8 protein-coding genes are annotated in these 14,540 nt (G+C 50.9%); 6 read left to right on the top strand and 2 right to left on the bottom strand.

What is annotated here, in order from left to right:
* Together DSM465_RS0106345 and DSM465_RS0106335 are read left to right on the top strand one after the other, a co-directional pair.
* Positions 1–3,771, top strand: a complete 3,771-nt coding sequence (locus DSM465_RS0106345; RefSeq protein WP_029760930.1) for a bifunctional RecB family nuclease/DEAD/DEAH box helicase — start codon at positions 1–3, stop codon at positions 3,769–3,771.
* Between the two features lie 572 nt (positions 3,772–4,343).
* Positions 4,344–5,780, top strand: coding sequence for a site-specific DNA-methyltransferase (locus tag DSM465_RS0106335; RefSeq protein WP_029760928.1), 1,437 nt, complete (start codon positions 4,344–4,346; stop codon positions 5,778–5,780).
* Between the two features lie 132 nt (positions 5,781–5,912).
* Here the strand turns inward: DSM465_RS0106335 and DSM465_RS0106330 are convergent, their stop codons facing one another.
* Positions 5,913–6,221 carry a hypothetical protein gene (locus DSM465_RS0106330; RefSeq protein ID WP_029760927.1) on the bottom strand — a complete coding sequence of 103 codons (309 nt, stop codon included), beginning with the start codon at positions 6,219–6,221 and terminating at the stop codon, positions 5,913–5,915.
* A 216-nt stretch (positions 6,222–6,437) separates the two neighbouring features.
* Complete coding sequence (gene gabP, locus DSM465_RS0106325; protein WP_029760926.1) at positions 6,438–7,829, bottom strand: GABA permease; 1,392 nt, start codon at positions 7,827–7,829, stop codon at positions 6,438–6,440.
* Between the two features lie 222 nt (positions 7,830–8,051).
* Here gabP and DSM465_RS0106320 point away from each other — a divergent pair, with 222 nt between their 5' ends.
* The 4 genes from DSM465_RS0106320 (at position 8,052) to DSM465_RS0106305 (ending at position 14,538) form a co-directional block, all read left to right on the top strand.
* The gene (locus tag DSM465_RS0106320) at positions 8,052–9,668 is read left to right on the top strand and encodes a PucR family transcriptional regulator (protein ID WP_008879437.1); all 1,617 of its coding nucleotides are present in this window, start codon (positions 8,052–8,054) and stop codon (positions 9,666–9,668) included.
* Positions 9,669–9,891: 223 nt separating this feature from the next.
* A complete protein-coding gene (locus DSM465_RS0106315) occupies positions 9,892–11,244 on the top strand; it encodes a taurine-pyruvate aminotransferase (RefSeq protein ID WP_008879436.1) in 1,353 nt (450 codons plus the stop codon).
* 236 nt (positions 11,245–11,480) lie between these two features.
* Positions 11,481–12,467 carry an NADPH:quinone oxidoreductase family protein gene (locus tag DSM465_RS0106310; protein ID WP_008879435.1) on the top strand — a complete coding sequence of 329 codons (987 nt, stop codon included), beginning with the start codon at positions 11,481–11,483 and terminating at the stop codon, positions 12,465–12,467.
* A gap of 361 nt (positions 12,468–12,828) precedes the next feature.
* The gene (locus DSM465_RS0106305; RefSeq protein WP_029760924.1) at positions 12,829–14,538 is read left to right on the top strand and encodes a serine hydrolase domain-containing protein; all 1,710 of its coding nucleotides are present in this window, start codon (positions 12,829–12,831) and stop codon (positions 14,536–14,538) included.
* Positions 14,539–14,540: the final 2 nt, after the last annotated feature.

The raw sequence follows: 14,540 nt of genomic DNA, 5'->3' as shown, positions 1-14,540 counted from the left end.
ATGTTTTACGTTTCTCCGGCGAAAATTGCCAGCTATTTTTACCATGAGTGTGAGCGAAACTTGTATTTTCGATCATTGGCGAAAGAGCGGCGCGGCGAGCTCGATGTGCCTGAAGAACTGTTTAGACGGCCGGCGAGCCATGAAAACGTGTTGCGCCGTGGGGTGGAGTGGGAGAAGACGGTAATTTCCACCTATTTGGCCGATGAAGTGAAGATGGGCAAGCAGGTGTCTGACTTGCCACTTTCACATTGTTATTTGGATAGCGAAGAGACGATCCGGGAGCTGAAGGAGCCGAGCAAGCGATATTTGTATCAGCCCACCTTGATTGTGCCGCCCCGTTTTTACGAACGGTACGGATTGAATCCGGGAACCGTCCGTTTTGCGGCGTGCCGTCCGGATGTTATTGAATGTGTGCGGGGGCAAGACGGTTGGACGTTTCGCATCATTGATATAAAATCGTCCGACGCATTGCAATTTTCTCACCGTGTGCAAACAGCGCTGTACGCACTGATTTTATCTTTCGTTTTAGAAGAGCATGGAATCAAAGGGAAGGTTGATTTGGACGAAACGAGGATATGGACGTACGGGGCTGAGCAGCCGCAAACGACCAACATTCGCCAGCTGATTCCATATATTGAACATTTTTTATCCAGTGAGCTGACGATACTGACGGAAAAACAGGCGGATGACTTGTTTTGGCATTTGGATTACCGTTGCGAATGGTGTCCATTTTATAGCTACTGTTTGGACAAGGCGCGGCAACAGGCGCACATTTCCCTTGTCCCGTACTTATCCAGCTACACCTCCCGCTTCGTCCGCGAACAGCAATTGCCTGAAACTATTCGAGCGTTTCACCAATTTCTTCAGCGTGAAGAAAACGGATCCGTGCTGAAACAAAACGCCACATTGGCCCGCCAGCGCCGGCGGCTTGAAACCCAGCTTATGGCCATCGCTAAAGAAAAAGTCATTCCGCACGATCGCGTTGTAGCGGATATGCCTAAATGGGAGGACATCCGTTTGATTTTCACGGCTCAGCGCGATCAGGCGACGGGGAAAATCGCGGCCGCATCGTTGTACCGCGTTGGCGGAATAGACGTGTTTGGAACGGGATCGGAAATGCATCATTTTGTCGCCCGCTGTTTGGAAGAATGCGATGCGGTCATTCGGAAGTTTGTCGACGCGCTCGATCGCTTGCTTCAGACGGTGCATGATTACAACAAAACGCGCGAATGGCAGGCGCAAAAATCCGTGCAGGCGTATGTCGTTGACAACTATGAATGGGACAACTTGCAACATATGCTTTCTGAGCTTCTGCTTGATCGCGAATACCAAGAAAAAGCGGTTCGTCTATTATTTTATTTTCATAGTGGTGTGCTATCGAGCGCCCATCAGCACCCGAAGGAGATGGTTCCGCTTCCAGTTGTCGTTTTGACGACCGTAGCGAGCCAACTGTTTGCTTTGCCGGTGCATGTTGCTTACCGTCTTGAGGACTTGTCGGCGTATATCGCCGCTTACAGCGATCGTCCGTTTACGTATCGAGCGAACGAGCGCTTTTCGTTTCGCTTGACAAACGCCATGAAAATGGATGTATTGCATGACGCGTGGCAAACCGGGGACGAAGAAAAAAGGAAAGAGGTTGAGGGGGAACTGAGACGCCGCCTTTGGGCTGCTCACAGTATCATCCGAGGTATCCGCGCTTGGGCTGCTCGTATCCAGCCTTCTCCGCTCGCCGTTTGGCCGGAAAAATTCCGTTTTCCCGATTCGGCTCATTACCGTGATCCGCTCATTTCGAAGTTGGCGTTTATGGCGCGCTACGAGGCGCTATTAAACTACTTGGATGTTCGTCAGCGCCGCTCGCTTCCGCTTGCCGATCGGCTTGAAACGGGAGTTACGCTTCATATAACGTACCTTGGCGCCAAGCGGTTTCGATTGAACAATCGACATGCACTTGAAGCAATCGACCAAAAAGCCAACTGGCTGTTGACGGAATGTGATGAGGAAGGGGAGAAAGCGCAACAGACGTTTCCCGATATGAAATACGCAGGCGACCGGTCGGCGCCGAGATGGGCCAACTTGTACTTTGCCCGTATTCGCACGATCGATGATGATGGCAAGACGGCTGAACTTGAACTCGAGCTGCCTCGATTGCTTGACCGTTTCCCGCTTGTCAAAGGCGAGAATTATTTGCTGTCGCTGCGCTATGCCGATTTGACCACAGTGCGCGTCTTGCGGGCGCTGCAAGCGTTGGATCAGGAAAATCATCGCATTCTGGATTTGATCCGCGACCCGATCCGCTATCGAAAAACGTTCCGGCCGAAGTGGGAAGCGGACGAAGTCAAGGCGCTTCTCCGTGAAAGCAGGCTGACGAAAAGCCAGCGTCAAGCGTTTGTCCATCTTCTTCGTTATACATTGACGCTCGTTTGGGGGCCGCCGGGCACGGGGAAAACGCACTTTATCGCCGCGGCGCTTCGTTTGCTGATGGCGATTTATGAGAAGCGGGGGCGGAGGCTCGCCATTCTTATTTCTGGCTTCACCCACGCGGCGATCGAAAACTGCCTGAACAAAATCAAGGAACTTGCGCCGCAAGGGAAGGTAAGCATTGCGAAGCTCGGCGCGGTTCAGACGGAAAACGCCAAAGGGATCATCGAACTGGCGGACGGCGAAGTTTGGGAATGGCTTGACAGCGGCCGTCATTGCGTGCTTGGCGCCACGCTGTACGGCATCCAACGAGCGCATGAAAAAGGATTGCTAGATGGCGGATTTGACGTCGTCGTGCTCGATGAAGCGTCGCAAATTCGGGTGGCTGATTCGTTGCTCGCGCTCCGTCATGTGAAAAAGGCAGGGAGGCTGCTCATTGTTGGCGACCATTTTCAGCTGCCGCCGATTATTCAAGGAGCGTACAAGACCGTCGAAGGGGAGCCGCCTTTGTTCGAATCGATTTTCCGCCTGCTGTTTGACGCAGACGTGGAGAAGCGGCTCACTTGCCAGTTGACGGATAATTTCCGCATGAATGAGACGCTCTGCCGCTATCCGGCTGAGCAGATTTACGGACGGGATTATACGGCGTTCAACCGTCGAATTGCCGAGCAAACGCTGACGCTCGCCGCCGCTCCAACTGCCGATGAATGGGTGGAAGCGGCGATCGATCCCGACTATCCGCTTGTCGTCTGCACGTATGATGGCGTGTACGGCGCACAAGAAAACGAAGCGGAAGCGCGTTGGGTGGCGAGCGTAACGAAAACGCTTCGGGAGCGGCTGCTTGATGGCGATGGAAAACGATATCATGATACGCCAGACGGCGACAAGGCGTTTTGGCGCAACGGACTGTTTATCATCTCGCCGCATCGCGCGCAAATCCGCGCCATTCGCCGCGCGCTTGAACGCGAGGGGCTGCGTCCGCCGTTTTTCGTCGATACGGTCGACAAAATGCAAGGTCAGGAGGCGGAAGCGGCCATCATCAGCTACGGCGTCGCCGACCCGGAACTGGCCGCGATGGAAGGGGAGTTCATCTACAGCCTCAACCGATTGAACGTCTCGCTCACACGCGCGCGGAAAAAGACGATTCTTTTCCTTTCCCGCCATCTTCTATCCCCATCGCTGCACGTCTTAGGAAACGACGACTATCGCGAAGGGGTGAACTTTATGATCGGTCTCGAGCACTATGCGTCGAGGCACGGAGAAGCCCAAACGTTCGTTGTCGACGGTGCCGTCCTGCACATGTATCGAGTCGGGTGCCGCGTGTTCGATCAGGTGGCTTCCCGCCACCATTAAGATGGAAAAAGGAATAGCGCCGCTGCTGGCTGCTTCAGCTGCCATGCCGCCTTCCCTGCCAATTCGGTTCGTTCCCGTGCATATGGCGCGGTGTACGGTCCAAAAACAGCCAAAAAACAGGGGAGGTGTGCATGGCGATTTTTCTTTCGTAAAACGAAACATGATCTTGATTTATCAATGATTTGGATGGTTGACGTTTTTGGTCAGTTGTACAAGTTGACATAACCACATTTTATTTTTTGAGGGGGTGGAAGGGGTGTGAAAAATGGCCCCTTGCCGCCTTAGAAAATCAATGGTAAAATGAAGGAGCTGTTGAAAGAGGAAGGCCTCGTTTAGAGGATTGAAACATCTCCTTCAACCAAAAAAAATTCTTCTTGATTGAAAGTTGAAAGAGGAAGGCCTCGTTTAAAGGATTCTACTCCCCCGCTTCCGTTCGCAGGAGGCGGGGGGTGTTTTTTGGCTAAGAATTGAGGCAGGAAAACCGTTTGCCATGGCGAAATATTGGAAATACGATCTCTTGTTGGTGGATAAGAAGCGCCGCCGACAGGGTGGTGCGGGAGAGGGGGCGTGCTATGGCAAACGGTGGCAGGAGAACAAAAGGGGCAGTGAGCGCGAGGCTGGAGCGGGTCAAAGAGCTTTTTCCGGAAGTGGTGGCAGGCGAAGCGATCGATTGGGAGCGGTTGAAAAAAGAGCTTGGTTACGAAGAGCAAGACGAAGTGTACGGATTCACATGGCCGGGGAAGGCGGGAGCGAAGCAGTTGGCGGAAACGCCCGCCATCGGAGCGCTGCGGCCCGACCGAGCGGCAAGTAAGCGGTGGGAGACGACGAACAACTGGTATATTGAAGGGGACAATTTGGAAGCGCTCAAGTTGCTGCGAGCGTCACATGAAGGAAGCGTGCAAATGATTTACATTGACCCGCCGTACAATACAGGCAAAGCGTTCACGTACAAAGACAATTGGCGCAAAAGGAAGCGCGCCGCTTCACATATAGAGCAGGAGGAAGCGCGCGTTCATGCCGGCTGGCTTAACATGATGTATCCGCGCCTTTGGGTGGCGAAGGCGTTGTTGGCTGAGACGGGAGCCATTTTTATCTCTATTGACGATACGGAACAGGCCAATTTGAAAAAAATGTGCGATGAAATTTTCGGTGAGCGTAATTTCGTCGCGACGTTCATTTGGCAGCGGGCGTTTTCGCCGGTCAACATGAACAAGTTCGCCTCCCGCAACCATGACTTCATTTTGTGCTATGCGAAAAACATCGACCGTCTCGCTTGGTACGGCTTGCCGCGCGACTCGGAGGCAAATGGGCGGTATGCGAATCCGGATAACGACCCGCGCGGGCCGTGGATGTCAGGCGATTTGTCGGTCGGTCCGCCCATTCCGGAAAAAATTTATGACATCGTGACGCCGGGCGGCCGGGTTGTTTCCCCGCCGAGCGGGTATTGCTGGCGGGTGACGAAAGAACGTTTCGCCGAGCTGGCAGCGGACAATCGCATTTGGTTTGGCAAGCACGGAAACGGGGTGCCGCGCCTGAAGCGGTTTTTGCGTGAAGTGAAACCGACGATGACGCCGCTTACGATCTGGACGCATGATGAAGTGTCTCACTCGCAAGAGGCGAAAAAAGAGCTGAAGGAGCTGTTTGACGGGATGGCGGTGATGGACTACCCGAAGCCGGTCAAGCTCATTCAGCGCATGGTGGCATTGACAACGAAGGATGATGACGTCATCCTCGACTTTTTTTCCGGTTCGGCGACAACGGCTCATGCGGTCATGCAGCAAAACGCCGAAGACGGGGGACAGCGGTCGTTCATCATGGTGCAGCTCCCTGAACGGATGGTGAAAACATCTGCGGCGTATCAAGCTGGGTTTCGGACGATTTGTGACATCGGTCGTGAGCGCATCTGCCGTGCAGGGGAGAAAATCATTCGTGAAACGGGAAAGATTGATCTTGATATCGGCTTTAAAGTGTTTCAAATTGAACGGAAATCAAAACAGCCCGCTCGCTAAGCGAACGGGCTGTCTCTTGGCTAATCATTTTCGTACAGTGTTTTCGTCTTTGTTTCAGCTGTGCTCATGGCGGTGTGTGTGGTTGCCGGAATGTACGCAGATTCTCCTATGGCGGCTGCTTAGGGGCGGGGATTATAAGGATGCCGCGTGATCGTTGTTGACAAACACATCATATTCAGCAGCAATCGTCTCTTTCAGCTCAGTTAAGGACGGCATGTCGCCGGCAAACGTGTACGTATCAAGACAAAGGAGTGAATATTCATTGCCCGGGTCGAACAAGATGGTGACGACTTCTTCGGTTCCGGCATCCACTTGCCGGACGGCGTCACCGTCTTCTGGTTCAACGAGCACGTTTTGGTACGTTTCGTGGATGATGTAGTAACCTTCCTGCAATTGCTCTACAAATAAATGTTCCATGTCCATCAGTTCATGGACAATCATTGTTTCGTCCTCCTAGTTTTTGTGAAATTCTTCTCAATGTCAGTATACAACGCGGAGCGACCCATGTATATAGATACCGGTGGAAGTTTGAAAAGTTGTCACTTTTGTATGTCCATAAAAACATAAGGTGGATAAGTCGCGGGGGAACAAAAGAGTCGATTCAAAAGAAATCGCGCCCTTATTGGTGGGCGCGATTCTCCTTCGTCTTGATGGATATTAATCTTTCGCCGGCGTCGGCGTGGCTGGCTGGTAGTTTGGATTGAGGTGGCGCCGGGCAAAGACGAAGTAGTAAACGATGACGACGGCGGTAATGAGCAATGTTAACAGCAGCTGTGAGATCATTGATTCAATAAACAGCATGGAGGCAAGGATGACGAGCAAGGCGAGAATCGTAAAATAGGTTAAGTATGGGAACAGCCACATTTTGATTTTTAAGGCGGTGCTGTTTTCGCGTTCAAGTTTTTGTCGCATGCGCAGTTGTGAGACAGCAATCACTAAATAGACGAGCAATGCGATCGCTCCGGAAGAGTTGACAAGAAAGAGAAACACTTTATCTGGCGAGACGTAGTTCATGATGACGGCAATATAGGCAAACAACGTGCTGGCGATGACTGCCCGAACCGGAACACCGTTTTTGTTGAGCCGTAAAAATGACTTTGGCGCTTCTCCTTTTTCAGCGAGAGAGTAAAGCATGCGCGACGTTGTGTACAGTCCGGAATTGAGGCAGGACAAAACGGCAGTCAATACAATAAAGTTCATAATTTGGGCGGCCGCAGGGACGCCAACATGTTCCAAAACGGCAACAAACGGGCTTTTCAAGACACTTGCGGAGTTCCACGGCAGCAAGGTTACGACAACGGCAATGGATCCGATATAGAAGACTAAAATTCGCCATGTTACCGATTTGGTCGCCTTCGATACTGCTTCCTGTGGTTCGGCTGATTCTCCGGCAGCGATCGTGACGATTTCGGTTCCGAAGAAGGAGAAAATGACGATCACAATACCAACAAGGATGGAGCCGATGCCATGCGGCATAAATCCGCCGTGGCCGGTTAAGTTTTTCAGCCCGACCGGTTCGCTGCCTGGAGCGAGGCCAAAGATGAACGCCAAGCCGAGAATGAGGAAAAGAACGATGCTCGCCACTTTGATGAAGGCGAACCAATATTCAAACTCCCCGTAAGATTTTACAGACCAAATGTTTGTCAGTGTCATCAAAATGGTGAGAACGAGGCTAAGGAGCCATAACGGAATGGAAGGAAACCAATATTGGATGATTGCCGCTCCTGCGTTGGCTTCAATGGCAATGACAATCACCCAGAAAAACCAATACAGCCACCCAACGGTAAATCCTGCCCATGGGCCGATCGCTTCATGAGCATAGGCGGCAAACGATCCACTCGTCGGGCGGGCGGCCGCCATTTCCCCGAGCATCCGCATGACAAGCACGACGAGTGCGCCTGCTAGAGCGTAAGAAACAATGGCTCCCGGTCCTGTCGAGTGAATGACAGCTCCGCTTCCGACAAACAACCCGGCACCGATAACCCCGGCGATGGCAATCATCGTCATATGGCGCTCTTTTAACCCTTTTTGCAGACCGGAATGATTCATCCCAATTCCTCCTTTCAAAGGAAGTGAAATTAACTAAATAGTCTGACTACGCTGCTGTTTTTTTAGTGTATAGGGAAAAGCCATGATGCACATTAGACAAAGTGCCAATAAAAAATAGGTAGCTATTGGACAATTTGTCAATAGACGTTATCTTATTAGCAGGATTTTGGTTGTAAAGTTCCGAATATTTTTGACAGTAGTCAAGCAAAGGGGGAGGAAAGGATGGGGTACGGCTTTCCTCTGACAGTCGCCGATGTTTTACAGAGGAAGTATTTCCAAAAGGCGGTCGTTATTGCTGGAAAAGAAGGACTGTCAAGGACGGTCAAATGGGTGCATGTTGTTGAGGTCACGAAAATCAGCAATTTGTTGCGCGGCAAAGAGCTCATTTTGTCTACTGGTGTCGGGTGGCGGGAAGATGACTCATTGTTTTTATCGCTGCTTCGGCAGCTGATCGAATGTGATGCTTCCGGGCTATGCATCGAATTGGGAACGTATGCCTCCTCCATTCCAAAGGAGGCACTGGAACTGGCTAACCGTCATCATTTCCCGCTCATTCTTTTTCTTGAGGAAGTTCCTTTCGTCGAGATTACTCACGATATTCACACGTATTTAATTAATCAGCAGTATCAAATGATCGCTCAGCTCGAGTCGTATTCTCAAGAGTTGAACAAAAAGCTGTTGACGGTTCATCATTATCGGGAGATTTTAACATTTTTGCACAGCTGCCTAGGCCATCAGGTTGTTTTCCACATGCACGGCGGGGATGTGGAATACATACCGAGCCGGCCAAGGGGGAATTTGGGGGCAGGTGTTGGGCTTGGAGGAGAAAGCGACTGGCCATCAGCTGCGGTCGTCAAGCCGATTTCGTTATTTGGTGCTGAATACGCGGAGTTGGCCCTTCTTCCTGTCGGACGGGACATCAACGAGTTTGATTTGCTCATTTTGGATCGCACCGCAACAGCGCTGGCCCAGCACTTGTTGCGGAACCTTTACGTCGAGGAGAGGCGGCGCACCGAAGAAAATGAGTGGCTAAAGGGCTGGATTGAAGGAGAGTACTCCGATCAAGAGATTTCTTCCTATTTATTAGACCATCATCCTTCCCTTCATAGCCGCGGGGGAGTGGTATGGGTTTGTAAAGTGGGGACGGCGGGTCAAAAAGGAAACTTTGATTCAACATATTTTAAGCTGTTATGCCGTTCGCTGTTTGAGCAACGCGGGTTTCTCTTATTTTCGGTAGAGATGGGACGCCACCTTGCGTTTATTGCCATCAATCTTCGGGATGAGGAGACGTGGAAGAGCCGGATCGAGGAAGGAATCAAATGTCTCATGGCATCGGACTTTATGCAAACACGACTTTCCGCCTTGCCGGTCGGCGTCGGAACGTTTGTCCCATCTCTTTCTTCCATCAATCAAAGCTACCGCGCTGCGCTAGAGGCGCTGAAAATTCGCAGTCGGTTGGACGAACAGGGAGCTAGCCTGTTTTACGATGATTTGCATTTATACCGGATGATTATGGTGTTAGACAAATATAGCGATTTGCGTGAGGCCATCAACCGATATTTAGGGCCGATTATTGAGTATGACCGGAAATATAATGGAAAGCTGCTTGAAACGCTCAAAGTGTATCTGCAGTGCAACGGTTCGAAGCAAGAGGCGGCAAAACGGCTGTTTATCGTCCGGCAAACGTTGTATCACCGCATCGAGAAGCTGGAAAGCTTCCTTGGGGATAATTTCATGGAGGCGAACAAACGATTGGCTATTGAGCTGATGATCAAAGCGTATGACTACTTGATGGGTGATGGAGAGGCGCTATACGCGCAAAGAAATGCGCAACTTTAGTGAATGGAAACGGAAAGCCTGTTTGCGGGAGCAGCTAGGAAGCCCGCTTCCATGGGGAAGAGCGCAACAGGGGAATGGATGGCGGTTTAGATAGAACAAGGTAGCCAAACTGTGGAACAGATTCAATGACTGTTTTTACATTGTGTCTAATGAACGGCGTAGGAAGTTGCGCGATAATGACTATAGCATGAGGCGATTCTAAATAGAGAGGAGCCAAGCGGTGATGAAAACTGAACAAAGCCATCAATTATGGCTCGACAAAGACGATCGATACATTTGGCATTCGATGAAGCCGTACAATCCAAACGCGACGGTTGTTGTGACCGAAGCCAAAGGATGCTGGGTGACCGATGTCGCTGGAAACAAATATTTGGACGCCATGGCCGGGCTTTGGTGCGTCAATGTCGGCTACGGGCGCGAGGAGCTCGCTGAAGCGGCGTACGAGCAACTGAAAACGCTGCCATATTTCCCGCTGACGCAAAGTCACTTGCCTGCCATTCAGCTTGGGGAAAAACTCAATGAGCTGTTAGGCGATGAGTATGTCATCTTCTTTTCCAACAGCGGGTCGGAGGCGAATGAAACAGCGTTTAAAATTGCCCGTCAATATCATCAGCAACGTGGCGAACCCCACCGATACAAAATCATCTCCCGCTACCGGGCATATCACGGCAATTCGATGGGAGCGCTCGCGGCGACCGGACAGGCACAACGAAAATACAAATATGAGCCGCTCGCTCCGGGCTTCATCCATGTGCCGCCGCCTGATCGATACCGCGATCCTGATGCAGCGGACGATCCGCGCCAGCTGCGAGCCGTGAAAGCTGTTGACGATGTGATGACGTGGGAACTGAGTGAGACGATCGCCGCCATGATCATGGAGCCGATCATCACGGGCGGCGGAGTGCTCATGCCGCCAGATGGATACATGAAGGCGGTCAAGGAAGTATGTGAAAAACACGGAGCACTACTCATTGTCGATGAAGTCATCTGCGGTTTCGGCCGAACAGGGAAGCCGTTTGGGTTCATGCATGAGGGGATTAAGCCGGATATCATTACGATGGCGAAAGGCATTACAAGCGCCTACTTGCCGCTGGCAGCAACGGCGGTGCGAAAGGAAATTTACGAGGCGTTTAAAGGAACGGATGAATACGACTATTTCCGTCATGTTAATACGTTTGGCGGCCATCCGGCTTCGTGCGCTCTGGCGCTGAAAAATATTGAAATCATGGAGACAGAGCATCTGTTTGACCGTTCACGTGAGGCGGGCGAATGGCTGCTTTCAGCACTGAAAACGAAACTGGCTGACCATCCGTATGTTGGCGATGTGCGCGGAAGAGGGCTGCTTGTCGGCATTGAGCTTGTTGCTGACCAAACGACGAAAGAGCCGCTGGATGTATCGCTCGTCAATCAAGTAATCAGCCGCTGCAAAGAGCATGGTGTCATTATCGGCAAAAACGGAGCGACGGTCGCCGGGTACAACAACGTGCTTACCTTATCGCCGCCGCTGTGCATCAGTGATGATGAGCTTTCATTCCTTGTCCGTGTCTTGACGGAGGCATTAGCACAAATCAAATAGAAAAGGAATGCCAGCCGGGTGGTTGCCTTGGCTGGCATTTTTATAGAGTTTTAGCTGCTGTATGGGAAAATATGGCAGTGAAGAGGGGAAGCGAAGGAAGGAACATAAAGGATGACTGCCGCCCAACAGCGAAGAGTGGGATGATGATAGCACCGACGTTTTGGGAAAAGGAATCGTCTGCTAGTATGTCGAACATAGACTAGCGGAATAAACAAAATGAAGAAGGAGGGGGAACCGTGCCGACATTCCAAGCGTTTGTCGTCAACAAAACCGAAGCGGAGTTTACAGCCGGAGTTGAAACGCTCTCGATGGATGATTTGCCAGAAGGAGATGTCGTCGTCCGCGTCCACTATTCAAGTGTCAACTACAAAGACGGATTGGCATCGATTCCGGATGGTAAAATTGTGAAAACGTATCCGTTTGTGCCAGGGATTGATTTGGCTGGGATTGTTGTCTCCTCAAACGACGCGCGATTTCGCGAAGGGGATGAGGTGATTGCGACCGGCTATGAAATCGGTGTTACTCACTTTGGGGGGTACAGTGAGTATGCGCGTTTACATGGCGATTGGCTCGTCCCATTGCCGAAAGGGTTGACGTTACGAGAAGCGATGGCGATCGGTACGGCTGGCTTTACAGCGGCGTTGTCCATTCACCGTCTTGAGGAGCTCGGACTTGTTCCGGAACGCGGACCTGTGCTCGTCACGGGGGCAACGGGTGGTGTTGGCAGTCTAGCAGTGTCGATGCTTGCCAAGCGCGGCTACACGGTGGCAGCGAGTACAGGCAAAGCGACAGAGCACGACTATTTGCGTGCTTTAGGAGCAAAAGAAGTGTTGACGCGCGAGGATGTCACGGCCGAGCGCATCCGCCCGCTTGATAAGCAGCGTTGGGCGGCGGCGGTCGATCCGGTTGGCGGACGGACGCTAGCAACCGTGTTGAGCCGTATCCGCTACGGCGGAGCGGTGGCAGTGAGTGGATTAACAGGAGGCGTCGAGGTGCCGACAACCGTCCACCCGTTTATTTTGCGCGGTGTCAGCCTGCTTGGCATCGATTCCGTCTATTGCCCGATGGACTTGCGCCTTCGCATTTGGGAGCAATTGGCTAGCGATTTAAAGCCGGATTTGGAGCAAATTGTCCATGAAATTTCGCTTCATGAACTGCCGGGGGCGCTTGCGCGTATTTTGCGCGGCGAACTACGCGGCCGGACAGTTGTACGGTTGGTCTAACGGAGAAGAGACGAACGAGATCCCCTGCCGAATAGAGGCAGGGGAGTTTCTTCATTAATATAAAGGCATGATATTTATCATTTGGTCTTGAGTGATCAAGAATCACCATAGTTACTTCACGACAAAATCCTTCCACGTTCTTCTAAGTGTTTTATCGGATGTGGTGACAAAGATATGTGCCATCATACCTATACAGGGAAGCATTTCAATAGATGAAAAAGAGCTATTTGAAGAAGCGAAATATGGAGGTAATTGGTAATAAAGTGGTATATACAACTATACCAAAAAACTTGTATGATAACGATAGAAAGCGCTATCATTGTTTTGCGGGAGATCTTAATCGGATAAAGGGGGCTATTTTATGGATAAGCGGCCTGTTTTTATGATCTTGTCGTCGATTTTGTTCGGCTCCGTTCTTTTTTGTTCACCGGTCGCCGCCACATCCCACCATGATCCAACCCCTACAATCGAGTCAGCCGAAATAAAAGCGTATAAAACGAGTCAGTCTCACAGGAAAGCCTCTTTTTCTTGGGATCAGAAAGGATCGATTTCCGCGGTTATTCATCCTGGAACACCTCAAGCTGCTGGCATGAGAGAAGCTCCTTTACGAAAAATTGATGAAGTCATAACGCAAGCCATGCGCGACAACGTCATTTCGGGGGCGGTCGTTTACATTGTGCGGCGCGGAATGATTGTGAAACAGAAAGCGTATGGATATGCCAAACAGTATGAGGACGATACGTTTACACAATCTAAACAGCCGATTCCGATGCGAATGGACACAATGTTTGATTTGGCATCCATCAGCAAACTGTTCACAACAACAGCGGCGATGAAGCTATACGAACAAGGAAAATTTTCGCTAGACGATCCTGTTGCGAAGTACATACCGGAATTTGCCCAAAACGGAAAAGAAAATGTAACGATCCGTCAACTGATGACCCATACGTCTGGGCTGGCGGCGTGGATCCCCCTGTATACAATGGGAACGAATCGCGACGATCGTTTGCAAATTGTATTTGCCCAGCCGCTTGAGCATCCCCCGGGAACAACGTATGTATACAGTGATTTGAACATGATTACTTTAGGTGCATTGGTCGAACGTTTATCGGGCGTACGTCTTGATCAGTTTGTGTATCGGTATATTACGAAGCCGTTAGGCATGAACAATACGATGTATAATCCCCCGTTGCTAAAAAAGAGGAGAATCGCTGCTACGGAATATCAGCCATGGACGGGAAGAGGAATGGTTTGGGGGGAAGTGCATGATGAAAACGCATGGGCGCTAGATGGGGTGGCCGGACATGCGGGATTGTTTTCAACTGCTAGGGATTTGGCTATTTTTGCTTCCATGTTTTTGCAAAATGGAACATATGGCGGCAAGCGGATTTTACAGCCGGAAACGGTTCAGCTGCTCATGGAAAATCAAATTCCGCAGTTTCCTGGATACGATCATGGGCTCGGGTGGGAACTCGCACAAGGATGGTATATGGATGCATTGTCTGAACATACATCGTTTGGCCATACAGGGTATACGGGAACATCCATCGTTGTAAACCCGAACAATAATGTGATCGCTATTTTATTAACTAATCGCGTTCACCCTACACGCAATACGCCATCCATCAATCCGTTGCGCAGGCAAGTTTCCCGTCTAACGGCAGACGCCATTCCCGTGGCCATTCCCGGGAAAAAAGCAGCTTGGTTTGCGGGATATGGAGATCATTTGAATGCGATACTGTCGACAAAGGTAGTGGCCCGTAAACAGCTCACATTAACGTTTGATACATGGTACCGAATGGAGCCGGATGTTGATTTCGGTGTTGTCGAAGTATCACAAGATGGAGAACATTGGAGGCAAGTTGGGGAACAGCTGACAGGCAGCAGTGACTGGACAACGAAAACGGTGCCTATTCCGGCTCATACGGTTGCCATTCGGTTTCGCTACTGTACCGATTCGTCCGTTAACGGGCGTGGCTGGTATGTCACAAATATTCGCCTTGTCGACGATGATGGGAAAGAGTTAGAGACATTATGGGAAAGCCATGATTGGGAACGGCGCACGTTTTAAAC

Origin of the sequence: Geobacillus thermodenitrificans subsp. thermodenitrificans DSM 465 (assembly GCF_000496575.1) — a bacterium.
Lineage (GTDB): Bacteria > Bacillota > Bacilli > Bacillales > Anoxybacillaceae > Geobacillus > Geobacillus thermodenitrificans.
The sequence above is the reverse complement of the archived record's forward strand: the minus strand, read 5'-3'. Positions and strand labels throughout refer to the sequence as shown.

What these genes read in the sequence shown, in the direction of transcription:
- DSM465_RS0106345 (WP_029760930.1), top strand. Translation starts at nt 1, where the DNA reads ATGTTTTACGTTTCTCCGGCGAAAATTGCCAGCTATTTTTACCATGAG.
- DSM465_RS0106335 (WP_029760928.1), top strand. Translation starts at nt 4,344, where the DNA reads ATGGCAAACGGTGGCAGGAGAACAAAAGGGGCAGTGAGCGCGAGGCTG.
- DSM465_RS0106330 (WP_029760927.1), bottom strand. Translation starts at nt 6,221, where the DNA reads ATGATTGTCCATGAACTGATGGACATGGAACATTTATTTGTAGAGCAA.
- gabP (WP_029760926.1), bottom strand. Translation starts at nt 7,829, where the DNA reads ATGAATCATTCCGGTCTGCAAAAAGGGTTAAAAGAGCGCCATATGACG.
- DSM465_RS0106320 (WP_008879437.1), top strand. Translation starts at nt 8,052, where the DNA reads ATGGGGTACGGCTTTCCTCTGACAGTCGCCGATGTTTTACAGAGGAAG.
- DSM465_RS0106315 (WP_008879436.1), top strand. Translation starts at nt 9,892, where the DNA reads ATGAAAACTGAACAAAGCCATCAATTATGGCTCGACAAAGACGATCGA.
- DSM465_RS0106305 (WP_029760924.1), top strand. Translation starts at nt 12,829, where the DNA reads ATGGATAAGCGGCCTGTTTTTATGATCTTGTCGTCGATTTTGTTCGGC.